Origin of the sequence: Flavobacterium esculini (assembly GCF_048284325.1) — a bacterium.
In the GTDB taxonomy this organism is placed as follows: domain Bacteria; phylum Bacteroidota; class Bacteroidia; order Flavobacteriales; family Flavobacteriaceae; genus Flavobacterium.
This window is the reverse complement of record NZ_JBLVPI010000004.1, coordinates 1-23,759: the sequence shown is the minus strand read 5'-3', so window position 1 is coordinate 23,759 and position 23,759 is coordinate 1. Positions and strand designations below refer to the sequence as shown.

Annotated in this window: 22 protein-coding genes; 7 read left to right on the top strand and 15 right to left on the bottom strand. The window is 32.6% G+C overall.

The window, feature by feature from the left end; translation table 11 throughout:
- Positions 1-26 precede the first annotated feature (26 nt).
- The 3 genes from ccoG to ACNQGG_RS04665 all read left to right on the top strand — a co-directional run bounded on the left by ccoG (position 27) and on the right by ACNQGG_RS04665 (position 2,707).
- Positions 27-1,445, top strand: coding sequence for a cytochrome c oxidase accessory protein CcoG (gene ccoG / locus ACNQGG_RS04675; RefSeq protein ID WP_417961875.1), 1,419 nt, complete (start codon positions 27-29; stop codon positions 1,443-1,445).
- A gap of 40 nt (positions 1,446-1,485) precedes the next feature.
- Positions 1,486-1,935: a FixH family protein gene (locus tag ACNQGG_RS04670; protein WP_417961874.1), complete on the top strand. Its 450-nt coding sequence runs from the start codon at positions 1,486-1,488 to the stop codon at positions 1,933-1,935.
- 70 nt (positions 1,936-2,005) lie between these two features.
- The gene (locus ACNQGG_RS04665; RefSeq protein WP_417961873.1) at positions 2,006-2,707 is read left to right on the top strand and encodes a sulfite exporter TauE/SafE family protein; all 702 of its coding nucleotides are present in this window, start codon (positions 2,006-2,008) and stop codon (positions 2,705-2,707) included.
- A 165-nt stretch (positions 2,708-2,872) separates the two neighbouring features.
- On the opposite strand, the gene hemN is transcribed toward ACNQGG_RS04665, so the two are convergent.
- The 8 genes from hemN to ACNQGG_RS04625 form a co-directional block, all read right to left on the bottom strand.
- Positions 2,873-4,237: an oxygen-independent coproporphyrinogen III oxidase gene (gene hemN, locus ACNQGG_RS04660; protein WP_417961872.1), complete on the bottom strand. Its 1,365-nt coding sequence runs from the start codon at positions 4,235-4,237 to the stop codon at positions 2,873-2,875.
- A 136-nt stretch (positions 4,238-4,373) separates the two neighbouring features.
- Entirely contained in the window at positions 4,374-4,847 is a 474-nt protein-coding gene (locus ACNQGG_RS04655) for a hypothetical protein (RefSeq protein WP_417961871.1), read from the bottom strand.
- Positions 4,848-4,962: 115 nt separating this feature from the next.
- Positions 4,963-5,310: a hypothetical protein gene (locus tag ACNQGG_RS04650; protein ID WP_417961870.1), complete on the bottom strand. Its 348-nt coding sequence runs from the start codon at positions 5,308-5,310 to the stop codon at positions 4,963-4,965.
- A gap of 144 nt (positions 5,311-5,454) precedes the next feature.
- On the bottom strand, positions 5,455-7,476 hold the full coding sequence (locus ACNQGG_RS04645) for a DUF349 domain-containing protein (RefSeq protein WP_417961869.1): 2,022 nt from the start codon (positions 7,474-7,476) through the stop codon (positions 5,455-5,457).
- Positions 7,477-7,801: 325 nt separating this feature from the next.
- Positions 7,802-8,551: a shikimate dehydrogenase family protein gene (locus ACNQGG_RS04640; protein ID WP_417961868.1), complete on the bottom strand. Its 750-nt coding sequence runs from the start codon at positions 8,549-8,551 to the stop codon at positions 7,802-7,804.
- A complete protein-coding gene (locus tag ACNQGG_RS04635) occupies positions 8,551-9,948 on the bottom strand; it encodes a tetratricopeptide repeat protein (protein WP_417961867.1) in 1,398 nt (465 codons plus the stop codon). Before ACNQGG_RS04635 ends, ACNQGG_RS04640 begins: the two co-directional genes overlap by 1 nt.
- 270 nt (positions 9,949-10,218) lie before the next feature.
- On the bottom strand, positions 10,219-11,406 hold the full coding sequence (locus ACNQGG_RS04630) for an aspartate aminotransferase family protein (RefSeq protein ID WP_417961866.1): 1,188 nt from the start codon (positions 11,404-11,406) through the stop codon (positions 10,219-10,221).
- 113 nt (positions 11,407-11,519) lie between these two features.
- Entirely contained in the window at positions 11,520-13,148 is a 1,629-nt protein-coding gene (locus tag ACNQGG_RS04625; RefSeq protein ID WP_417961865.1) for an OstA-like protein, read from the bottom strand.
- A gap of 274 nt (positions 13,149-13,422) precedes the next feature.
- Between ACNQGG_RS04625 and ACNQGG_RS04620 the strand changes: the two genes are divergently transcribed.
- The gene (locus tag ACNQGG_RS04620) at positions 13,423-15,291 is read left to right on the top strand and encodes an alpha-amylase family glycosyl hydrolase (protein ID WP_417961864.1); all 1,869 of its coding nucleotides are present in this window, start codon (positions 13,423-13,425) and stop codon (positions 15,289-15,291) included.
- Between the two features lie 124 nt (positions 15,292-15,415).
- Here the strand turns inward: ACNQGG_RS04620 and ACNQGG_RS04615 are convergent, their stop codons facing one another.
- From ACNQGG_RS04615 to rsfS, 7 genes are all read right to left on the bottom strand, one after another.
- Entirely contained in the window at positions 15,416-16,186 is a 771-nt protein-coding gene (locus ACNQGG_RS04615) for a superoxide dismutase (RefSeq protein WP_417961863.1), read from the bottom strand.
- Positions 16,187-16,194: 8 nt separating this feature from the next.
- A complete protein-coding gene (locus tag ACNQGG_RS04610; RefSeq protein WP_417961862.1) occupies positions 16,195-16,464 on the bottom strand; it encodes an acyl-CoA-binding protein in 270 nt (89 codons plus the stop codon).
- Entirely contained in the window at positions 16,465-17,118 is a 654-nt protein-coding gene (locus tag ACNQGG_RS04605) for a phosphatidylserine decarboxylase family protein (RefSeq protein ID WP_417961861.1), read from the bottom strand.
- The gene (locus tag ACNQGG_RS04600; RefSeq protein WP_417961860.1) at positions 17,108-17,998 is read right to left on the bottom strand and encodes a phosphatidate cytidylyltransferase; all 891 of its coding nucleotides are present in this window, start codon (positions 17,996-17,998) and stop codon (positions 17,108-17,110) included. The genes ACNQGG_RS04605 and ACNQGG_RS04600 overlap by 11 nt, the downstream gene beginning before the upstream one ends.
- A 1-nt stretch (position 17,999) precedes the next feature.
- On the bottom strand, positions 18,000-18,602 hold the full coding sequence (locus ACNQGG_RS04595; protein ID WP_417961859.1) for an LUD domain-containing protein: 603 nt from the start codon (positions 18,600-18,602) through the stop codon (positions 18,000-18,002).
- Positions 18,603-18,718: 116 nt separating this feature from the next.
- Positions 18,719-20,644, bottom strand: coding sequence for an ATP-dependent zinc metalloprotease FtsH (gene ftsH / locus ACNQGG_RS04590; protein ID WP_417961858.1), 1,926 nt, complete (start codon positions 20,642-20,644; stop codon positions 18,719-18,721).
- A gap of 15 nt (positions 20,645-20,659) precedes the next feature.
- Positions 20,660-21,031, bottom strand: a complete 372-nt coding sequence (rsfS, locus tag ACNQGG_RS04585) for a ribosome silencing factor (protein WP_039109645.1) — start codon at positions 21,029-21,031, stop codon at positions 20,660-20,662.
- A gap of 95 nt (positions 21,032-21,126) precedes the next feature.
- On the opposite strand from rsfS, the gene ACNQGG_RS04580 reads away from it, so the two are divergent.
- From ACNQGG_RS04580 to ACNQGG_RS04570, 3 genes are all read left to right on the top strand, one after another.
- Complete coding sequence (locus ACNQGG_RS04580; protein ID WP_417961856.1) at positions 21,127-21,855, top strand: biotin--[acetyl-CoA-carboxylase] ligase; 729 nt, start codon at positions 21,127-21,129, stop codon at positions 21,853-21,855.
- A 761-nt stretch (positions 21,856-22,616) separates the two neighbouring features.
- Positions 22,617-23,006: a helix-turn-helix domain-containing protein gene (locus ACNQGG_RS04575; RefSeq protein WP_417961855.1), complete on the top strand. Its 390-nt coding sequence runs from the start codon at positions 22,617-22,619 to the stop codon at positions 23,004-23,006.
- Positions 23,007-23,274: 268 nt separating this feature from the next.
- Complete coding sequence (locus tag ACNQGG_RS04570; protein WP_417961854.1) at positions 23,275-23,655, top strand: carboxypeptidase-like regulatory domain-containing protein; 381 nt, start codon at positions 23,275-23,277, stop codon at positions 23,653-23,655.
- Positions 23,656-23,759: the final 104 nt, after the last annotated feature.

The window sequence follows — 23,759 nt, the reverse complement described above, 5'->3', positions numbered from 1 at the left end:
TAGATTAAATATTCAAAAATAAAAAAATGTCAAAATTACCAGACGAAGCTTTTAGAGATACTATTGGAACGATTGATGAAGAAGGGAACCGAAAATTTATTTTCCCTAAAAAACCCTCAGGTAAATTTTATGAATACAGAAAGTGGGTCAGTTACTTTTTGTTGACTGTACTTGTCGCCAATCCTTTTATAAAGATTAATGGCAATCAGTTCATGATGTTCAATATATTGGAAAGGAGATTCAATATTTTCGGATTTCCATTTTGGCCTCAAGATATTTATCTTTTCGTTCTTTTTATGCTTGTTGGCGTCGTTTTCGTCATCCTTTTTACGGTAATTTTTGGACGTATATTTTGCGGATGGATTTGTCCGCAGACTATCTTTTTAGAAATGGTTTTTCGAAGAATTGAATATTGGATTGAAGGCGATCGTGGTGCCCAAATTCGTTTGGAAAAACAAGAATGGAATGGTGATAAAATCAGGAAAAAAGGATTTAAGTGGACTCTATTCTTACTTATTTCTTTTTTTATTGCCAATGTCTTTCTGGCTTATCTGATCAGCAGCGATACGTTGTTTTTAATGATTGAAGAAGGACCCGAAAACCATGTAAGTACTTTAGTTTCTTTATTGATTTTCACAGGAGTTTTCTATTTTATTTTTGCATGGTTTAGAGAACAGGTTTGTATTATCGCTTGTCCTTACGGAAGATTGCAGGGCGTTTTATTAGATGATAAATCGATAAATGTTGCGTATGATTTTGTTCGAGGTGAAAAAGAAGTGGGTAGGGCTAAATTTAATAAACAAGAGGACAGAGCAACAACAGGAAAGGGCGATTGTATCGATTGTAAACAATGTGTGAACGTTTGTCCAACTGGAATTGATATTCGAAACGGGACGCAAATGGAATGTATTAATTGTACCGCTTGTATTGATGAATGCGATACCATTATGTATAGCGTGGGTTTGCCAAAAGGACTGATTCGTTATGCTTCGGAAGATGAAATCGAGAAAAAAGTAACGTTCAAGTTCACACCCAGAATGAAAGGCTATTCCGCTGTATTGTTTATTTTGACAGGGATTTTAATAGGATTATTGTTTTTACGTACAGATGTAGAAGCCAGTATTTTGAGATTACCAGGACAATTGTTTCAACACAAAGGAGATAATATTAGTAACATCTATACTTTTAAAATTATAAATAAGACCAACATTGATTTTAATGACATTCATTTCAAATTAGTTGGCATAAATGGAACTTTAAAAGTAGTAGGAAAACAAGCTATAAAAATCCCAAAACAAGGAATGAACAATGGAACTTTTTTTATTGAAATCAATCAAAATCTATTGGAAAGTGATAAAACAAAATTAAAAATTGATGTTTATGATGGACTTAAAAAAATTGAAACCAGCGTAACCAGTTTTTTAAGTCCGAGAAGTTTTGATTAGCAGATCTGTTTTTTGGATTAAATATAAAAATAACAATACTATGAAAATTAACTGGGGAACGGGAATCGTCATTGCTTTTGGGTTGTTTATAACCTTCATTTTATATTTTGTTTTTACGGTGCAATCCGATTCAAAATATGACAACGAGTTGGTTGTGGAAGAGTATTACAAACATGATGCTCATTTTGGGGATGAAATGATACGCATTCAAAACGCGCAAAATTTGGCTCAAAAACCATTGGTAAATAGTACTTCAGATGGAATCACAATTGTATTTCCGGATGTGTTTGTGCCAAAAAATATTAAAGGAAAAGTATCCCTTTATAGACCGTCTAACAAAAGATTAGATTTTGAAACTCCAATTTCATTATCTGATGCTACTTTGCTCATACCTAAAAAAAGTTTGTCAGGCGGTCGTTGGGATATTAATATGGAATGGCAATATGAGGGGAAATCATATTTAACTAAAGAAACAATTTATATCAATTAGTCCTAAAGTCGAAAGTCTTAAAATCCATTGTGACTTTAGGCTTTCGACTTTATGACATTAGACTAAAACAATGCTTTACACGGCTTTCATTTTCGGTTTAATAAGTAGTTTTCACTGCATAGGAATGTGTGGACCTATTGCTATGATGTTACCCGTAGATAGAACTAATCAGGCAAAAAAAGTTACCCAAATTATCACGTATCATCTAGGAAGAATAACGGCGTATGCCACGATTGGTTTTATTTTTGGAATGCTGGGTAAAGGTTTTTTTATGGCCGGACTGCAACAGAAACTATCTATATTTATAGGTATAGCCATGATTATTGTGGTGTTAACTCCTGATAAAATTTTTGCTAAATATAATTTTTCGAAACCAGTTTTTAAATTAATCGCTACAATAAAAACGGCTTTAGGTAGTCAGTTTAGAAACAAAAGTTATAAATCACTATTCATTATTGGCTTACTCAATGGTTTTTTGCCCTGTGGAATGGTTTATGTGGCTTTGTTTGGTGCCATTGCCATGCAGAGTGAAAGTCTGGGAGTTTTGTATATGATATTATTCGGATTAGGAACCGTTCCTCTGATGAGCAGTGTCGTGTATATTAATTCATTTTTGACCGTTTCTGTTCGGAACAGAATCCAAAAAAAAATTCCTTATGTTGCTGTAGTCATTGGCGTATTATTTATCTTGAGAGGGTTGGGATTGGGAATTCCTTATATTTCTCCATCCAATATGAATTTATTTGTGCAAGCAAATCCTAACTGTCATTAATTTTGAATATATAAAATCAAAGCTTTCAGTCTACTGTCTGGACGCAAATATCTTCTAGTATAGTAAACACGAATTCCACCAATTTCCGCAAATTAATTCGTGCAAATTTGTGGAATTCGGGTTTAATTTTTTAATATTATTTAAAAAATAATTTAAATCTAATCACTAGATTGTCATCGAAAATAATTCGGTTTCTGGAGCTTTCCTTTTTAATCGCAAATCAAATGCCATACAGATATTACGAACATAAGGTTTCCCTTTTTCGGTAACCTGAATAGTATTGTCATTTATGATAACTAATCCATCTTGTTCCATTTCCTTCAACTGAATTAAAATGTCGGGAATTTCAATAAAATAGCTCTCGTTATTTTGCCATGAAGTTTCAAATTGGCACATTAAATTCAAGATGTGTTTTCGGATGATGAGGTCTTCATCGGTTAATAAATGGCCTCTAAAAACAGGTAATTTATTCCATTCTAATATTTGATAGTAATCTTCCAGATTTTTTACATTTTGGGCAAAACTATACCAGCTGTCACTAATGGAGGAAACACCCAAACCGATCATCAATTGTGTTTTTGAGGAGCTGTATCCCATAAAATTGCGATGCAATTTCCCGTTTTGGAAAGCGTCATGTAAACTGTCCGTTTTCAAAGCAAAATGATCCATTCCTATTTCATGATATCCATTTTCGTATAATAATTTTTTGCCCGTTTCATACAGCAGTTGCTTTTTATAATCTTTTGGAATGTCTTCATCATTAAATCCGCGTTGTCCATTTCCTTTAATCCAGGGAACGTGAGCGTAACTATAAAACGCCAATCGATCGGGTTGTAATGATTTTGTTTTCTCAATGGTATCGATTATATCTTCAATTTCCTGAAACGGCAAACCAAAAATAATATCATGACCAATGGAGGTATAACCAATTTCTCTGGCCCAAAAGGTAACTTTTGCAACATTGTGAAAAGGCTGTTCTCTATGAATTGCTTTTTGAACTTTTTCAGAATAATCCTGAACGCCAAAACTCACTCTTCTAAAACCTAAATCGTAGAGTTTTTGCAAATGTTCATGTGAGGTATTGTTTGGATGTCCTTCAAAACTAAACTCATAGTCTTTGGCTTTATTGGCATAACTAAAAATACCATTTATTAAATCTTCCAGATTTTTAGTAGAGAAAAATGTGGGAGTTCCACCGCCTAAATGAATTTCTTTGATGGTTGGTTTTTCTCCAAGGATTTTACAATATAAAGCCCATTCTTTCAAAACGGCATCCATATATGGATTTTCGACAGCATGATTTTTTGTAATACGCTTGTTACAACCACAAAAAGTGCATAAACTTTCGCAAAAAGGTAAATGGATATACAAACTGATTCCTTCCGAATTATTACTTGCTGTAAATGATTCTTTTAAAGTTCCTACCCAAATTTCATTCGAAAAATCAGTTTCATCCCAATAAGGAACCGTTGGGTAACTAGTATATCTAGGACCTGGAACATTGTATTTTTGAATTAGAGAATTTTTCATAGTAAAGTCATTTTGCATAACCCAAAAGTAGTAGTACTCCTGAAAATTTAAAATGATAATTATCATATTAAAAATAGCATTTATAAAAAAAGAGACTATCTTTTGGAACAGTCTCTTTTAGTGAATAATAATTAATTTAAGAAATGCAATCGGTAATAATTTTTGTCCATTTTTGTGCCAATACATGGTCTTCGTATAAACATTCCTGGTCAATTATTTCATTTTCAATAGTGTAAAATTGAACTAATTCTTTTTTATGGGCTTCTTTGTATCCAAATTCAAATTCGATTTTTATGATTTTAGCCGAATTATTTTCAGTTGTAGCAACCAGTTTGCAAGAAGCAATATCATTTAAATTTACAAAAGTGACTACTTCTTCCGGAGCGTTAAAATCCATTAAAAGGAAGCCTTTGTTTTTTTCGTCCAACGCCAATACTTTTTTGTTTTGGGTTTCGGTCAATCCAAAATTGGAATGATTATTACGACTGTATTTCTTTTTTATCTCCTTGATTTTATTTTTGTTAATGACATTTGAGCGAAATACAAAGAAGAGCGGAATGCCTATTAAGATTGTTATTACAATGCCTATTATAGTTACGGATGTATCCATTTTTTTATTTTTTGAGTTATTTGTAAAGCATGATTAATTCGATTGAAAACCAAATGGAATCCAATCGAAAAAGAAAGATAAGTGTATCTTCTAATTACGGAATCAGGGCTTTAAATCACCAAAAATAATGGAAAGGAAAGAGTAGGAGCGAAACCATTTCACATCGATTGATGTCTTGTTTCGCATGACGAGAAAAGAATTTTAGGACTTTAAAATCCAGAATTGCAATTTGAAAATTTTCAAGATATTTTGTAATTGTATATTCGGTAGTTTTATAATGGAATCCAACTACATTGTTTGCGTGGGGCTGGATAAAAACCGAAGAATGAATGCTGTCAGGAGAAAAGGAAGTACTGGTTTTTTCTATTTGAATTTTTTCAATAGGAGATTGGTTCGCATTAAAAGCAAATAATAAAACCATTGAAAGTCCAATAAAAACAACTGTTTTCTTAATACAATTCATTCTGCAAATTTAAAATTAACAGCCGACTTTAGGTTATTTTTTCTGGTAAATGAAAGTTAAAATTTTAAATACGGAAACTCTTTTGCATAAAAAAACCTCGCACTATTTAAGAACGAGGTTTGTAATTTTAAAAATTACTGAAAATTATTCTATTTTCAAATTTCTCAATTGTTTTAGTTTTTCTTTCCAAACATCTAGACTTTCTTTGTGAATGGCGATATTTTTACGAACTTCTAATACAATGGAGTTTTCTTTTTTTGCATTTCTTGTGTTGGTGAAAAACTGAATGTTATTCTCTAGTTGGAAAATTTCATTCTGCACTTCCTCAATTTTCCGCATCAGGAATATCTTTTCGTTATCCAGTTTGCGTGTATCATTGCTTTCTGATAGATTGTCCATTCTATTGGCAAAACGAATCATATCAGTGTCTTTTTTACTCAAACTCAATTTTTCAAAAAGCGCATCCAGGATTTTATTGAATTTTCCTTCGATATGTCTTCTTGGAAAAGGCACTTTTCCAAAGTTTTTCCAAGTTTCAATATGTAATTTTATAGCATCTAAATCAGTTTTGTGATCACCAGTCAATTGGAATCCTCTCAACTCTTCTAAATAAGCTTTTTTATTATCAAAAGCTGCTACTTCTTCGCCATTTTCCTCATTCTTTTGCTCTTTTAATTTGTCAAAATAATGATTACAGGCATCTTTAAACTCTTTCCAGATTTTATCAGAATATTTTCTGGGTACATGTCCTATTTGTTTCCACTCGTCCTGAATTTGCTTCATGATAGGTGTAGTCGCAGCAAAATCAGTGCTTTCCTGTAGTTCTTTGGCTTTAGTAACAAGAGCAGTTTTTTTACTTAAATTGTCGTTTTGATCTTTCTTAATGTCTTTATAAAATGAATTTTTGAAAGAATTAAAATTTCTGACGGCAGTTTTAAAACTGGCCCAAGTTTCCTCATTTACATCCGATGGTACTTTTCCAGCTGAAAAGAAAGCAGTTCGTAACGCTTCAATTTTTTCTATCTGATTCAGCCATTGCGAATGAGCATTCACTTTCTCGGTAGCTAAAACTTCAATTTTGGCAATAATTTCTTTTTTCTTTTCTAAATTTTCAAGTTCCGTTCCTCTTTGATTTTCAAACAAAACTTCGCGTTTATCATGCATTTGCTTAGTCAAATCACTAAACTTATTCCAGATTTCATCACGATGTTCTCTAGAAACAGGCCCGATATCTTCTTTCCAGATTCTATGTAAATCCTGTAATTCTCGGAACGCTTTATTAACATCGGCTTCTTTTACCAATTCTTTAACACGCGCTACAATTTTTTGTTTTTGTTCTAGATTATGTTTGAAATCCAAGTCTCTCGCTTCTCGGTCAAGATGCAAATAGTCATAGAAATTTTCCACATGAAAATGGAAATTATTCCAAACGTGATTGTATTTATCTTTCGGAATTGGTCCAGCATTTTTCCATCGTTCTCTTAAATCATTAAAATGCTTTAAGGTATCTTTGATGTTTTCCTGTGGGTTGATTAACTCCTTGAGTTCCTCAACAATTGCTAAACGATTTTCTAAATTGGCTTTTAGATTCGTTTGTAAACTCTTGAAATGTATATTTTTAGTATCTCTGAAAAGAGAATGATATTTATCAAATTGTGTTTTTAATGGAGAATGGTATTGGAATTCTTCATTTGGATCTTGATTTTCAGTAAGAAATTCTTCTTTTTTCTCTTCAAGAAGATGATTATATTTAGCTAAGAATGCTTTTTTTATTTCTTCGATATGATCCTTTGCTGACATCACTTTTTCACTGGTAACTAAACTCTTCAGTTCTTCTACCAGTGCCTCAAGAGACAATGTATCATAATCCTGCATCGGAATATCGTGACGTTCTTTCAGTGTATCATCTTCGCTTTCCTCAGCATTAGCCTCCGTAATCGCGTTTAATGCCGATTGGTTTTCAGTTTCTATAGTAGGTTCATCATGAGCTAACTCATCCTCTGTTAGGGTTACAACATTTTCGTCAATAGAATTAACAGCTACGCTATCGTTATTTTCGTCAATTGTTTCAGTTTCCATAATAGTATCTGATTGATTTAATTCAAGTGAATTATTGTCTAAACTTCCATCTGCTTCCAGCAGGTTATCATTCTTTTCTTCTAACATTTTTTCAATGTGTAAGGTTTTTATTTTTTGTATCGAACACGAAAGATAGTAAAGGAGCATGAAATTACAAAATAAATCCTTTATTTAGAGTCGTTTTATGTTAAAATTATCCTTTTTTTGAAGCAATTTCCTGCTATTCGCTATATCTTTTTTATCCGCCGAAAATGCGGATAAAAAAGGATGCCGCTGCCATCAGGGCTAGGGTTTTGGGAATTAATCAATTTTTTTTTATTTACTGTAGTTCAATATTTTAAACAAAAAGCCACTCATTTTAAGTGGCTTTTTTACTTACATAAGTGTGTGTACGAAAAATGAGGTTTTTCTATTATTTATTCCAAATTTTCCACGCTTTCTCTGCTTGAAAAATAAGCATATCCAGTCCATTTTTTATTTGGGCTCCTTGTGCTGCGGCTCTTTTTAGAAATTGAGTTTCGGCAGGATTATAAATCAAATCATAAGCAATGTGCTTATCCGTGAAAAACTCATACGGAATTAATGGAAATGCATCCACATTAGGGCTTGTTCCTACTGGAGTAGAGTTTATTATGATTTGGTAATTATCAAATGTCGTCGCATTGATTCGGTTGTAATCGATAGCATTTTCTTTAGCTTCTCTGGAAACAAAAGTATATGGAATATCCAATTCATCTAACGCAAAAGCCACTCCTTTAGAAGCGCCTCCTGTTCCTAAAATCAAGGCCTTTTTATGGTGTGGCTGTAATAAAGGTTCTAATGATTTTTTGAAACCATAATAGTCTGTATTGTAGCCTTTTAATTTTCCTTTTTTGGTGATTTTTATCGTATTTACAGCGCCAATTTGTGCTGCGTTTTTAGATAATTTATCAAGAAATGGAATAACCGTTTCCTTGTACGGAATTGTAACATTTAATCCTTTTAAATCCGAAGTGTTTTTAATTATCTCTGGAAAAGAGGATATTTCAGGGATATCGAAATTCTCATAAGTGCAACCTGTGAAGTTTTCGTTATTAAATTTATCGGTAAAATATCCTTTTGAAAATGAATAATTAATGTTGCGTCCTAATAAACCAAAGCGTTTTCTAACTATGTCAACCATTATAATTTTTTATGTTTTGCAATATAATTCTGAACCATTTTTTTTGCCCAAACCACTGGGAATAAATCTTCTAAAAGAATATAATTGTCAAAATTTAATCGCAAAGCATTACTTAAATGAAATTTTGCTTTAGTGTTTTGTCCAATCATAAAATACAAGCCAGCTAAACGGTATTCTACTTCATTCTCTTCCGGAAAATATTCAGAGGCTTGTAATAAAGTTTGAATAGCACTTTCAAATTCGCCTAAAAACTGAAGAATATCCACCCAAAATAACCAAGTGTCCAATCCGTAATCACCAAATTCTACTGCTTTTCTATATCCAAATTCAGCTTCTTCAAAGAAGTTCATTTGTTTATTGATGGTTGCAAAGCGTTTCCAATACAAACGATTTTGGTTGTCAATTGCTAATGCTTTGTTTACAAAAACTAACGCTTTTTGGTAGTTTTTTTGACGCACATAAAAATCAGTAATGGCAATCCATCCTTTGTCTAAAAGAGGATCTTCATGTACCGTTTTATTGAAATATTTTAATGCTAATACTTTGTTTCCTAATTTTTCATAGCATTTTCCCATTCGAAGTAAAGCATACGAAGTCGCATCATCTAATTCGATGGTTCTGCTGTAACTTTCTATGGCTTCTGCGTATTTTTTTAAACGCTCATAAGCTTTGGCTTTTTCCATGAAAGCACCAAGGAATTCATCATCTATTAAAGTAGCATAATCAAAGGCGCGAATTGCATTTTCATATTCTTTTACACCATAATGCAAACGACCTAGTTGATGCCAGGCGATTTCGCTGTAGGGATTTTTGTCAATATATTTATTCAAATAGGCGATTGCCTCTTGATTCTGATCTAAAAATTCAAAACAATACACAACGTTGTATAATGCGGATTGGTCTTCCAGATCTTCTTCCAGACACTTGATAAAGCTTTCTTTGGCCATTTCCAGATTATCCATAAAAAGATATTCCATACCTATTAGATTATAGACATCGGCGTAATCATCTGTATATTGTAATGCTATTTTTAACATTTCAACGGCCTTTTCGTGCTGGTCTCTTTTAGAGCAGATATTGGCTTTTTGAATGTAAATTTCTTCATTGGTTGGTTCAATGGCGTACAGCTCATTCAATAGCTTTTCGGCTAATTCAAGTTTGTCATCATACACAAGCATTTCCACTTGGACTAGTTTTAGTCCGGTAGATTTTGGATGTTGTTCCAAAGCTAGTTTGAGTGCTTTTTTTGCCAAAGCGGCCTTACCCATATCGAGATAATGAAGAATGATTTCTTCAAATTCTTCGGAGTCAAAAAAGAGAACTTTGTTGGTTTTCAACATGGACTCAAATTTAGACAATGATAAGTTATAGTCTTCTTCTTCGTTGCTTAATTGCATACTGTGTGTTTTTAATTTGGCCTAAATAAATTTAGGGAATCGTGCGTGTACTGTGAGAAAAAGTTAGAATTGTTGTGAACAATTTAATTAACAAAAAAAGCTTTGGTTTAAACTGATGCCATAGCCCTGATAAGAGTGGAAATCCTTTTACTTTTTTTCTTTAAAAAAGTAAAAGATTACTTCACTATACTTTTATTTTAATTGGAGTTCAGTGAATTTCATTTGCAACGGATAGCGGGAAATAGCTCCCAATTGCGATATTTTTAAATATTAATTCTTGTTCAAAATTTCATCCATTACTGCCAGGATGATACTGCAACCTTCTCGTATTTCTTCTTCAGAAATGGTTAGAGGAGGTGTTATTCTAATGGCACATCCTTCAAACAGTAACCAGAATAAAATGAGCCCTTTGTCTTGACATTTGAGAATCACTTCGTTTGTTATATCGGCACTTTTTGTCATTGCGGCCAGCATTAATCCTTTTCCTCTTATTTCTACTATCAAAGGATGTACCAAAAGTGTTCTAAATAGCTTTTCTTTCTCCATTGCTTCGGCCATGAGATTGGTCTCAGTAATTTCCTGCAAAGTCGCCAAACAGGCTGACGCAATGACAGGGTGGCCTCCAAAAGTGGTGATATGCCCCAGTTTAGGATTATCGCTCAACAAATCCATCATGGCAGATGAAGCGGTAAAAGCACCTACAGGCATACCGCCGCCCATTCCTTTTCCCATTACCACAATATCAGGAACGACATCGTAATTTTGGAATCCAAAGAGTTTTCCCGTTCTTCCAAAACCCGGTTGGATTTCGTCGAGAATCATAATGGCGCCCACTTCAGTACAGCGTTGGCGTACTTTTTTAAGGAAATCATTGTGTGGCTGAATAAATCCGGCGCCACCTTGAATGGTTTCCAGAATAATTCCTGCGGTTTTGGTCGTTATTTTTTGTAAATCTGCTTCGTTGTTGAACGTGATAAAATCAACATCTGGAATCAACGGGCGAAAAATTCTTTTGCGCTCTTCAAATCCCATTACACTCATGGAGCCCATGGTATTTCCGTGATAGGCGTTGTGGCACGAAATCAATTGGCTTCTTCCCGTGGTTCGTCTGGCGAGTTTTAAGGCACCTTCAATAGCTTCTGTTCCTGAATTGACCAAATAGGTTTTGTCTAAAGGCGCGGGTAGAAGTGAGGCTAATAGTTTGCAATACAGAACGGCCGGACTTTGAGAATATTCCCCATAGACCATTACGTGTGAATATTTGTCTAATTGATCTTTGATGGCTTGATTGACTCTCGGGTGTTGATGTCCCAATGTGCAAGCGGAAACTCCCGCCACAAAATCCAAGTATTTTTTATTATTGGAATCGTAAATGTATGAACCTACTGCATGCGACACTTCCATACCCAATGGATAAGGGGAAGTTTGTGCTTGGTATTTTATGAAATCGGTATTCACGGTTATTTGTTTAATCGTTTAATTGTTTATTCGTTTATTTTTGTAACCTGCTATCTGAAACCTGCTATCTTTAAACTGAGCAACTGTGACTGAAAACTGTGACTGAAAACTGATTACTTCTTTTTCTTTTTATCATAGTTCAATGTTTCCTTTCGAATTTTTATTGGAACATCTTTCTTTGCTTCTTCGGCTTTGGTTGCTTTGGCTATTTTAGCGTTGTCTTCATTTTCTTCCGGTGGAAAAATATCGTCTTTGGATTTTATTCTCTCATCGCCCCGCCAGACTAAACCCCGGAGTTTTCGTGCGTTTTCGGGTAACTCTTTCTCGGGAAATATATCGCCATCGACTTGCTTAAAAAAGGTGATGGTTTCTATTGTTTTTTTGTCAAAAATAATATTGATTTTACTACTCACATTTTTGTTAATTCCAATGAGTTCTTTCGCGTCGTTCCGCATATAATAAATGACTTCGGTGTTTTTAATGATGTCTACATCATGCAATTTTCCTTCCTCAAATTTCCCAAAGAGATTTTGTCCTTTTACCTGATTATAGCCCGTTCCCAGTGTGTCTTTCGAGACCAGAAAAGTATTATTGAGGACTTTAAGCGAATCGAGCGCTTTGGTGTTATTATTTCCAATGAGATGCATGATATCACCTGTGATCTGGTTCTCACCGTTCCAGAGTATTGGATTTCCTATGAGTTTTGTCAAAGCTGTTTTTGAACTCGAATGTATCGAATCACATTTACCGCTCATGTCTGTTTTGTAAAAGCGAACATTGTTGAACGCTCTAATAATTCGGTTGCCTTCTTTACCGGTAACCATCAGTCTTTTTCCATGAATGTAAACCGAGTCGTTTTCGACAAAGTTTACTGCCACAGCTCTTTTGGTTACAAACATCGAATCTTGATTTTTATATATTTCGGCGTAATTTCCTTTAACAATTCCGCGATTGATGGAATCCGTTATTTTTACATTCCGTGTTGCCGATGCAAATTCCCTGTTTCTATCATAGTACAAGCTGTCTCCTTTTATAACCCGATCATCGTATCTAATATACGATTTATTAAGAAAATGCGCCAGATTTTTTTTGGTGTCATAAAATCCTTTTTCGGTATAAATATAATTAGCCTTACTGGTAACTGTCGAAGGCCCTAAAAGATAAGAATGTCCTGAATTACTGAAATAATCCAAATGATTTGTTTTTATCACATACGTTGGATTTGTAATAGTAACAGCCGTTAAGAATTGGAATTTTTTTTGAGCTACATAATACCTTCCTGATTTACTTTTTAAAGTATTATCCTTATTTACGATTATTCCCGGAGAATTGTAAAATACTTCCTGCGTGTTTCGGTCAAAGTTGATGGTGTCTGTTGCCAATGTAGCATCTGGAGAACTCATTACTGCATTTCCCGTAGCAAGTGCTTTTTTTACATTTCCGTTATATTCAGCGTATTTACTATTTAAAAATAAAGTGTCTCCTTGAACTAATTGTACATTTCCAAAAGCCTTTATGTAATTTTCCTTTTGAAAATAATAGGCTTTATTACAGGTTAAAACTACTCCGTCATGATTTACACGTACATTTCCAGTAAGTAAAAAGGCATCTGGCATTTCAACTTGATTTACATCTGCGAAATCGGAATGTTCAACAATAATTTTTTTGGGAGCTTGCGCCAAAACCAAATTAGTACAAAGTAAGAGCAAACAACAACGAATGAAAAATAGCGGTTTCTTCAAGGGATTTATTTTTTGTCAAATTTATGAAAAAGGAGACAATCCTAATCCATATTAGGATTTATTTATAATTAGATAATAGCATGTCAAAAACCAATTGAACTTATTTTAAAGTTATCAACAAATAATGAGACTCTTTCGTTGTAGTATCCTTTTTTAAAAAGGGATTCATTTTAATTTCAAACGATAGCAGCTTCTTTATTCTAAAAAATATTAAATTTAAAAATTGATTTATAAATCATAAAAAAAAGACAGAAATCAGCGTAAATAATTTTGTATGATAAAAAAAATAACTATTGTTGCAGGAATAAGCGTAATGCTTTTGGCGACAGCTTGTAAAACGAAAGATTTAAAAATGAACGCAGCACAGAAAGAGACCGTCTCAAATAAAAAAGAAGTTGTATATCAGGTTTTTACACGGTTATTCGGAAATAAAAACACCAACAATAAACCTTGGGGAACCCTGGACGAAAATGGGGTGGGGAAGTTTAATGATTTTACAGATACAGCATTACAGGAAATAAAGGATTTAGGGGTTACTTATATTTGGTACACCGGAGTTCCACATCATGCTTTGATACGTGATTACACTGCAATTGGAATTTCTAATGATGATCCAGATGTAGTCAAAGGCAGAGCAGGATCGCCTTATGCAGTAAAAGATTATTACAATGTGAATCCTGATTTGGCAGTGAATCCAGCCAATCGTTTGCAAGAATTTGAGGCTTTGATTTCAAGAACCCACAAAGCGGGATTAAAAGTAATTATTGATATAGTTCCCAATCATATTGCGCGAAAATATGAAGGAAAGAACAATCCTAAAGGGGTAAGAGATTTTGGTGCTGATGATGATGTAACTGTCGAATATAAAAGAGATAATAACTTTTATTATATTCCAAATAGACACTTTGAAGTACCCGATACCGATAAACCATTAAATGGAGAAAAGAATCCTCTTATTGACGGGAAATTTGAAGAATATCCTGCAAAATGGACTGGAAACGGCTCTCGTCTCGCAAAACCAGATCGTAATGATTGGTATGAAACTGTAAAAGTAAATTACGGAATTCGTCCTGACGGTTCGAAAGACTTTCCAGAACTTCCTTCCGGTTTTGATACAAAATCATACAAAGAGCATTTCGATTTTTGGAAAGGAAAAGATGTTCCGGATTCTTGGAAAAAATTCAGGGATATTGCCTTGTATTGGACTGAAAAAGGGGTTGATGGCTTTCGATACGATATGGCAGAGATGGTGCCTTATGAATTCTGGAGCTATATGAATTCAGCTATTAAGGTTAAAAATCCAGATGCTTTTTTATTGGCAGAAGTCTATAATCCGAATGAGTATAGAAATTACATCCGTTTGGGTAAAATGGATTATTTATATGACAAGGTAGAAATCTATGATAAATTAAAAGATGTAATTCGAGGAAAATCGTTACCGGATGGATTATCGGACATACAAAATGGTATGGCTGATATTGAGCATCATATGTTACATTTTTTGGATAATCATGATGAACAACGTTTAGCAAGTCCAGAATTTGCAGGAACGCCGGAAAAAGGAAAACCCTTAATGGTAGTTTCAACCACAATAAGTACTTCACCTACAATGATTTATTTTGGTCAGGAAGTAGGGGAAGCTGGAAATGAAAATGCGGGTTTCGGTACGCATTCCAGAACTTCAATTTTTGATTATGTAGGGGTTCCTAGTCATCAGCGCTGGATGAACGGAGGGAAATTTGACGGAGGTCAATTATCACAAAACGAAAAAGACCTGCGTGATTTTTATAAAAGATTGCTGAATTTTTCTCTTAAAAGCCCTGCCTTGATAGGAAAATACCAAGAAATTCAATCCGTTAATCGCCATGAAACGCAAGGGTATGATTCAGGGATTTATGCTTTCGTCCGTTGGTCTGATACGGAAAAGTTATTAGTAGTCACTAATTTTTCTTGGTTAACCACTAGTAATTTCGAAATAAAAATTCCTTCGGATATTATACAAAAATGGAATTTTAAAGATGGAAATTATACGTTAACAGATCAGTTGTATCATAAAAGTGCCATTCAATTGCAGGTTTTAAACGGGGTAGGAAAAGCCCATATTACAATAGCTCCTTCCGAATCGTTTATTTACCAATTATAGAACATAAGTAGGCTACACAAAGTTGTAGTTCCTTTATTGTGATTTTGAAAAGGAAAGAAATATTTTAAACAAAAAATGCTGATATAAAGATATCAGCATTTTTTTATAATTTAAATTTAAAATATTATTTTTTTATCGCTGCATCATAATTTTCAGCCACTTTTTTCCAATTGATTACATTAAAAAAAGCGTCAATATAATTTTTTCTTTTGTATTGGTAATCCAAATAATAAGCGTGTTCCCAAACATCTAAAGCTACTATTGGTGTTCCTGGAATAAGTGCATTTTTCATCAAAGGATTGTCTTGGTTTTGAGTACTGGTCACTTGGAGTTTTCCGGCTCTGTCAACCACAAGCCATACCCAACCGGAACCAAATTGTTTTGTAGCCTCATTTTTGAATAAAGTTACAAAATTTTCAAATGAACCAAAATCGGTTGTAATCGCTTCTGCTAAAATATCCGTGGGCTTTCCACCGGCTTTAGGAGCCATAATTTGCCAGAATAAAGTATGATTATAATAACCACCAGCGTTATTTCTTGTATTGGCATCATTCAAATCTAATTTTGCTAATACTTCTTCAATCGTAAGGTTCTCTAATAGAGTTCCGGCTACAGCCAGATTCAAGTTGTTGGCGTAGGTCAGATAATGTTTAGAATAATGCATTTCGAGCGTAATGGATGAAATATTTGGCGCTAAAGCATCATATGTATAGGGTAGTTTTTCCAGTTGAAAAGAACCTTCATTAGCCTTTACATCATCAGGAATTCCTACTGATATTTTTTCTTGAGCTGTTGGTAGAGGAACTTCAACAACTTCAGTAAGTTTTTTGTTATTGCAGGACAGCAAAAGGGTTATTAATACAAAACAAGGGATATAGAAATTAAACTTTTTCATGAGTAACATTATTTTTTTACAATAGAATTGATGATTTCGATATATTGTTCTTTTGCTTCGTCTGCAGTAAGATGACTTATTTGCATCCAAGCATTTATTTTGAAAGCATCTCTTAAATGGTAATTTGAGGTTTGTTTTAGATCTAAAGTTCCCAAAGTTGCCTGTTTATAAAAAGCATAAAGCCTTAGCTGAACATCTTGTGGTAGAGATGCTTGGGTCATTTCAGAAGCTATTTCAACTGCTTCTTGAAATCGGGTATCTAAATCTTTTTCAATCATTTATCCTTTTGTAGCAATAATTGTTTTTCCTCCAATTGCTTTTTGATTAAGAACTACATTTATAGGTGTTCCTAAAGGTAAAAATATATCTACTCTTGAACCAAATTTTATGAAACCGGCATCAGTCCCCTGAATAACCTGCATTCCTTCTTCGGCATAGTTTACAATTCTTCGGGCTAAAGCGCCCGCAATTTGACGGTATAGAATGGCACCAAATGTTTTATTTTCAATGACTACTGTTGTTCTTTCGTTTTCTTCGCTTGCTTTTGGATGCCAAGCAACTAAGAATTTACCAGGATGGTATTTACTGAATTTTACAATTCCGCTAAGTCCATAACGCGTTACATGCACATTTATTGGCGACATGAAAATCGAAATTTGCAAACGTTTGTCTTTGAAATATTCTCCTTCATATACTTCTTCAATAACTACTACTTTTCCATCAACTGGAGCCAGTATTACATTATCATTAAGTATTGCAGTTCTTTTTGGATTTCTGAAGAACTGTAAAATGATAATTAAAAATAAAAGAGCACTTATTTGAATTAGCATTTTAAGCCAATTGGTGTCGATAAATTTATCGGACAATAAAACGACAACGGCTGTAAAAAAAGTGCCTAATAAAATTGACGGGGTTCCTTCTTTATGAAACATAGTTTAAGATTTGGTAAAATAAAAATATAATTGGTGCTACAAATATAACACTATCTAGTCGATCTAGAATGCCTCCATGGCCAGGCATGATACTTCCGCTATCTTTTACACCGGCGATACGTTTGAATTTGGATTCAATTAAATCTCCTATAGTGCCAACAATTCCAACAATTACAGCGATTGAGGTCCAAATTAAGATGGATCTTTCGCTAAATTGAGGATTGGCTCTGATGTAGTATTTTGATATTAAATAACCCGCTAAAACTGCAAAAACAATTCCGCCGAAGAATCCTTCTATTGTTTTTTTAGGTGATATTTTTTCGAATAATTTAGTTCTGCCTATAGATTTCCCTACAATATAAGCAAAGGTATCGTTAGTCCATATTAAAATGAATAATCCAATTATAATTTTGGGATTATAGTCGTTTATTCCAAATGAAATTTTAGTGATAAATATAAATGGCAGTATAATATACCCCAATAAATACAAGTACTTTGATGAAGTGCTTATTTTTTGAATATTATCATAAAATAAGAAAAGAATACATTTTATAGATACTACCAATGCTATAACCAATAAAACGACGTCTAATTGTTGTATGTTTATTGAAATTTCTAAATCAGTATTGAATGCCTGATTGATAGCGTCTGTAGTAATTTTATTGTAATGGCTTACTAAAGTTACTGTAGTGTATAAAAGGGTCCCAAAAAGAATTGGAAATAATTTATGTATTTGAATTAAATGGCAAAATTCATAAACTGTAATTATAAGAAAGATTCCAAATAGAATAAAAAAGCTTTCCGTTGAATATAAAATAGAAGCAAGTAATAATATGATATAAATGGCTCCTGATATACCTCGTTTTAGAGTTTCATTCATTTTAAAGATCTTCTAAAAGCAATAAATATAGATTTTTTGCCGAACTTCCGTATTGTGTAAAATCTTCCTCTTTCGCTTTTTCGAAATATTTTATTGTAGTTATATTGGTAGGGTAATCGGTTTGGTATTTCTTTTTAATAGCGCTAAGTCCATCACTTTTAGCATCAAGTATCTGACTTGTACGGGCTAAAATGATAATGTTTGCAGGTAATTCGTTTGGTTTGTTTTGTTTAATCTGTTTTGAAGAGAATAATATAGAACCTTCCTCCGCAATTAAATTTTCACAACTTGCAAGAATAAATTTTGGATTTTTAGGTTTGTCATAATTAAGTTTGTTATCATCGAGCATTGCAAAAAGAGCCGGCTCATAACATAACGCTTCACTTTCAAACCAGTCATTTTCTTCGAGTATGTTTTCAAATTGTTCTTTTACTTCTTCTGAGTTTTCACAGTATAAAAATTTACCACCATTTTTTTTAAAATTGTAGATAAATTTTTCATCTATAGAAGTAGTATTATCAGTAAATGATTTACTAAATTCACTCTCTTTATCTTCCTCAGAAGCCGGATTGCTAGAACCAAAAAATTTTCTAAAAAGACTCATATTCTTGTAAACTACTTAAATTTATTATTTGAAAACGTCCAAAGATAAAAAAATCTTAATTCAAAAGAGGTTTTTGAATTAAGATTTTAAAAATAATTAAATAATTATGTATTTTTTTAAGAGACTACTTCTTCAAGATTTTTATCAAATGTTCTTTTTCCAAAAATAGCTTCCAAATCATCTTTGAATATAACTTCTTTCTCAATTAAAATATCTGCAAGTTGATTTAGTTTGTCTTTATTTTCTTCTAAGATATCAATAGCTCTTTGGTATTGACTTTCAATAAGTAATGAAATTTCTTCATCAATAATTTTAGCCGTTTCTTCAGAATATGGTTTTGAAAAACTGTATTCACTTTGTCCGGTTGAATCATAATAAGTAACATTACCTATTTTTTCATTCAAGCCATAAATAGTGACCATCGCACGAGCTTGTTTTGTTACTTTTTCTAAATCACTTAGAGCACCAGTAGAAATTCTGTTAAATGTAACTTTTTCAGCAGCTCTTCCGCCCATAGTAGCGCACATTTCGTCTAGCATTTGATCAGGGCGAACAATTAATCGTTCTTCTGGTAAATACCATGCTGCACCTAAACTTTGTCCTCTAGGAACAATAGTTACTTTAATTAACGGTGCTGCGTGCTCCAGCATCCAACTTACTGTTGCATGACCCGCTTCATGGATAGCAATTGCTTTCTTTTCTTCTGGAGTTACAATTTTATTTTTCTTTTCAAGACCTCCTACAATTCGATCAACAGCATCAAGGAAATCTTGTTTGTCCACCGCTGTTTTATTGTGTCTCGCTGCAATCAAAGCTGCTTCGTTACATACATTGGCAATATCTGCACCAGAAAAACCAGGAGTTTGTTTGGCTAAAAAGTCAGTGTCTAATCCTTCTATTTTTTTCAAAGGAGCTAAGTGTACTTTAAAAATTTCGGCACGTTCGCGAATATCTGGTAGATCAACAAAAATTTGTCTGTCAAAACGACCTGCACGCATCAATGCTTTGTCAAGAACATCAGCTCTGTTTGTTGCAGCCAATACGATTACATTTGAATTGGTTCCAAAACCATCCATTTCAGTAAGCAATTGGTTTAATGTGTTTTCACGTTCGTCATTACCACCGGACATATTGCTTTTTCCTCTTGCTCTACCTACAGCATCAATCTCATCAATGAAAATGATAGCTGGAGATTTTTCTTTGGCTTGTTTGAATAAGTCACGTACACGTGAAGCACCTACACCCACAAACATTTCGACAAAATCAGAACCTGATAAAGAGAAGAACGGTACTTGTGCTTCACCGGCAACGGCTTTAGCCAATAATGTTTTTCCTGTTCCGGGTGGTCCTACGAGTAAAGCTCCTTTTGGAATTTTACCTCCAAGATTCGTGTATTTTTCAGGGTTTTTCAAGAATTCAACAATTTCTTGTATTTCTTCTTTTGCTCCTTCGAGACCGGCAACATCCTTGAATGTAGTTTTGATGTCGGTTTTTTCGTCAAAAAGTTTTGCTTTTGATTTTCCAATATTGAAAATTTGTCCGCTACCGCCACCGCCGCCACCTGACATTTTTCTCATGATGAAAATCCAAACACCTATGATAATGATGATAGGCAATAAACTGATTAATATATCCGACCAATTATTTTTTGGTAAGAAGTTAAAATCTTTTAATTTACCTTCACTAACGGCTTTTTCAAGCTTAGTTTGGAATATTTGATCATTACCAATATCAAAAGAGTAATGTGGACCTTTATTTGCCCTGTCAAAAATGTCTTTTGATACTTTTTTGTGTATTGGATCTTTTAGAGCTGCAGCGTTTAAGTAAACTTCAGCTTCTGTTTTATTGTAAACAATTACTTTTTCAATTTGACCTTTTTCTAAAAAAATATTAAATTTAGATGAAGTTAATTGCGCTGGCTCTTGAATACTTGACCCCCCGGTTATAAAGCTTATAAATAAGAAAATTAATAAAATTGCTGTATAAATTAACCAAGGACTTATTTTAAATTTATTCGAATTTGGATTATTATCTTTAGCCATTAGAAGTTTGTTTCTTTAGTATTTGTTTTCGATTGTAGTGATTTTTGCATCACCCCAAAGACTCTCAATATTGTAATATTCTCGTATGTGTTTTTGGAAAACATGCACTACAATATTTACATAATCCATAAGAACCCATTCTGCATTATCAGTTCCTTCAACATGCCAAGGCTTGTCTTTTAATTCTTTTGAAACTGTTTTTTGTATAGAGTTAACGATAGCGTTAACTTGAGTATTTGAATTTCCATTGCAGATGATGAAATAGTCGCAAACTGCGGTGTCTATTTCTCTTAAATCAAGAATATCGATGTCATTTCCTTTTACTTCTTCTATTCCTTTAATGATGTTCGCCAATAGCACGTCATTGTTTATAGTCTTTTTCGCCATGAATTATTTTTATATAAGTTTGTAAAGTTACCATTTTTTGTGATTATTTTTGAACCTTAACATAATATTAAATTCTGTTTCACAAAAAAACATATATGAAAGTTATCAAACTCGATGCCATAGATTCTACAAATGAATTCCTCAAAGGGTTATCGAACAAACAGGAACTAGAAAATTTTACTGTTGTCACTGCTGAAAGCCAAACAAACGGTAAGGGGCAAATGGGAGCTATTTGGACTTCTGAGCCTAGTAAAAACTTAATAATGAGTATTTTGATTAAGGAATATTTATCGGATATTTGTCAGATATACAATCTGAATATTGCAGTTTCACTTGCAGTAATTGATATATTGGAATCCTATAAGATTCCCCATCTTCGTATAAAATGGCCAAACGACATATTGTCATACAATAAAAAAATAGGTGGCATTTTGATAGAAAACAGCATCAAAAGTGATGGCACTATTATTTCTATTGTCGGTTTAGGTCTAAATGTGAATCAAACTGATTTTGGAAATTTGCCCAAAGCGTCTTCTTTAGCGGTTATTTGTAATAAACAATTTGATAAAGAGGAATTACTTTTTTCTATTATGGATAAAATAGAATCCAATATAAAATTATGGAAACAAAACGCTGAAATGTCATGGTCAGATTACACTGATAAACTATTTAAAAAAGGAATTCCAATGCCTTTTTCAGATCAAAACAATCAAAATTTTATGGGAATTATTCAAGGTGTTTCTCCTATTGGAAAACTTCAGGTACTTTTGGAAGATGATACTATTTCCGAGTTTGATATTAAAGAGGTTCAAATGCTCTATTAATAAAAAATTAGCTTAATGTTCTGATAACTTAGTAATAATCCCTAAGGTGTAATTTTGTTTTTTTAATAAAATTAATTATGCTATTTTTATTATATTTGACTTCTTTGCAATCGCTAATTACCGCTCTGTTAATTTTTTTAAATAAAAAATTCAAACAAGAAGATTTTTATCTGACTATGTTTTTTGGTGTTGTTTTTTGTCATCTTCTCTATAAAATCTCTTTGGTTTTTATCTATAATAATACTGATTTGTTTGAAAAACTACATGGGAGTTTTTCTTTTCTATATGGTCCTATGGTCTATTTTTATATGCTTTCTGTATTTGATAAGAAAATCAAAACGAAACAAATTTTTTATCATTGCCTGCCTTTTTTTATTGGTTTTATACTCAATATAATCATATTGTTCATGGCGGTTAATCACCCCCTTTTTTATAGCATTATCAACGTTTCAAATCTTGTTGTAATGTTACTTTTAGTCCCTTCTTTTTTGGGTTATAGCATCTGTTGTTTAAAATTTAGTAGTGATAATTATAGGGATGGAGTTACCATTTTTGATCTAAAAATTAATATTATTAAGGTAATCAGTATCGTTCTTAATTTATTGGGGCTTCTGACTTTTATGGGGCTAATTTTTTTAGCTTTTAATTTTAATTGTCCAATCAATTTCAGATTTATTTTTTACTTTTTGATGTTGTTCATTTTTGTTTATGTGATTCATATTCGTTTTTCTATATTTTTTGAAATTCAAAAAATGGAGGTTTTGGAAAATAAAAGCGAAGAAAAATATAAGAATTATGAGTTGAATCCGATTGAAATGAACGAAATAATCACCGCAATAAATTCCTATTTTAAATTAAAAAAAGGGTTTTTAGATTCAGAATTCAAATTAGACAAGCTCTCATTGGATTTGAATATTTCGAAAGTTAAAATTACTCAAGCGCTTAATGTACAATTAAAAACTAATTTTTATCAATATATCAATTCTTTGAGAGTTGGAGAAGCCAAAAGGTTAATTGATAAAAATCAAGATACTAATTTTGTCACTATTGGTTATGAAAGCGGATTTAAAAACAAATCTACTTTTTACAAATATTTTAAGCAAATTACCGGAGCTACCCCAAGTGATTACAGAAAGATGTTGACGGAATAGTACCTTGCTTTTTCTTTTACCTAAATCTTCAATTAAGATCTTTTTGTTTTTTATTCTTTTCAGCCAAAAAGATTCTTAATAAAAACAAAATATTCTACAAGACAACATCTTTACACCTTGTTAACAATTTATTATTATTGCTAATGCTATGACAGTAAGGGTATTAAAATATTTTTTTTCAAAAAGTGTATGTGTAAATTTAAAAGGACTTCAGGAAAAATATCTTCCAATAGATTTGCCCCAGATATTTTAAAAATCAAAAAAAACAATGAAAAAACTACTATTGCTATTTGTATTGATGTCATTTGGAACCCAGCTGAAAGCTCAAAATCAAGCATCCATTATTGGAAAAATTTCTGATGGGAAATCGTATTTACCAGGAGTAAATATTTCTATTCTTGAAAAAAAGATTGGTTGGAGTACAGATTTAGACGGGAATTATCAAATTTCTAACTTGCCTGTGGATACAGTTACAGTTTCATTCAATTATATGGGGTACAAGACTGTAATTAAAGAAATAAAATTAATTAATGGAATTAACAATTTAGGAACTATTGTTCTTGTCGCAGATGAAGGAGCTTTAAATGAAATAATAATAAAAGGTTTCTCAGGACCTTCACAAATTAAAGCATTGAGTGTCCCGTCCTGAAAAAACGATACAGATTATTAGATAAAATTAAATATTAAACAGTAGCAAAAATGTTTTTGCTACTGTTTTTTGCTTTATAGGTTCTCATGTTAATTATGCTTTGA

Excerpts from the sequence above, each read along its gene's own strand:
- ACNQGG_RS04620 (WP_417961864.1), top strand. The coding sequence starts at position 13,423 with ATGATAAAAAAAATAACTATTGTTGCAGGAATAAGCGTAATGCTTTTG.
- ACNQGG_RS04640 (WP_417961868.1), bottom strand. The coding sequence starts at position 8,551 with ATGGTTGACATAGTTAGAAAACGCTTTGGTTTATTAGGACGCAACATT.
- ACNQGG_RS04635 (WP_417961867.1), bottom strand. The coding sequence starts at position 9,948 with ATGCAATTAAGCAACGAAGAAGAAGACTATAACTTATCATTGTCTAAA.
- ccoG (WP_417961875.1), top strand. The coding sequence starts at position 27 with ATGTCAAAATTACCAGACGAAGCTTTTAGAGATACTATTGGAACGATT.
- ACNQGG_RS04605 (WP_417961861.1), bottom strand. The coding sequence starts at position 17,118 with ATGTTTCATAAAGAAGGAACCCCGTCAATTTTATTAGGCACTTTTTTT.
- ACNQGG_RS04650 (WP_417961870.1), bottom strand. The coding sequence starts at position 5,310 with ATGAATTGTATTAAGAAAACAGTTGTTTTTATTGGACTTTCAATGGTT.
- ACNQGG_RS04655 (WP_417961871.1), bottom strand. The coding sequence starts at position 4,847 with ATGGATACATCCGTAACTATAATAGGCATTGTAATAACAATCTTAATA.
- ACNQGG_RS04595 (WP_417961859.1), bottom strand. The coding sequence starts at position 18,602 with ATGAGTCTTTTTAGAAAATTTTTTGGTTCTAGCAATCCGGCTTCTGAG.
- ACNQGG_RS04645 (WP_417961869.1), bottom strand. The coding sequence starts at position 7,476 with ATGTTAGAAGAAAAGAATGATAACCTGCTGGAAGCAGATGGAAGTTTA.
- ftsH (WP_417961858.1), bottom strand. The coding sequence starts at position 20,644 with ATGGCTAAAGATAATAATCCAAATTCGAATAAATTTAAAATAAGTCCT.
- rsfS (WP_039109645.1), bottom strand. The coding sequence starts at position 21,031 with ATGGCGAAAAAGACTATAAACAATGACGTGCTATTGGCGAACATCATT.
- ACNQGG_RS04670 (WP_417961874.1), top strand. The coding sequence starts at position 1,486 with ATGAAAATTAACTGGGGAACGGGAATCGTCATTGCTTTTGGGTTGTTT.
- ACNQGG_RS04570 (WP_417961854.1), top strand. The coding sequence starts at position 23,275 with ATGAAAAAACTACTATTGCTATTTGTATTGATGTCATTTGGAACCCAG.
- ACNQGG_RS04665 (WP_417961873.1), top strand. The coding sequence starts at position 2,006 with ATGCTTTACACGGCTTTCATTTTCGGTTTAATAAGTAGTTTTCACTGC.
- ACNQGG_RS04610 (WP_417961862.1), bottom strand. The coding sequence starts at position 16,464 with ATGATTGAAAAAGATTTAGATACCCGATTTCAAGAAGCAGTTGAAATA.
- ACNQGG_RS04580 (WP_417961856.1), top strand. The coding sequence starts at position 21,127 with ATGAAAGTTATCAAACTCGATGCCATAGATTCTACAAATGAATTCCTC.
- ACNQGG_RS04600 (WP_417961860.1), bottom strand. The coding sequence starts at position 17,998 with ATGAATGAAACTCTAAAACGAGGTATATCAGGAGCCATTTATATCATA.
- ACNQGG_RS04615 (WP_417961863.1), bottom strand. The coding sequence starts at position 16,186 with ATGAAAAAGTTTAATTTCTATATCCCTTGTTTTGTATTAATAACCCTT.
- hemN (WP_417961872.1), bottom strand. The coding sequence starts at position 4,237 with ATGAAAAATTCTCTAATTCAAAAATACAATGTTCCAGGTCCTAGATAT.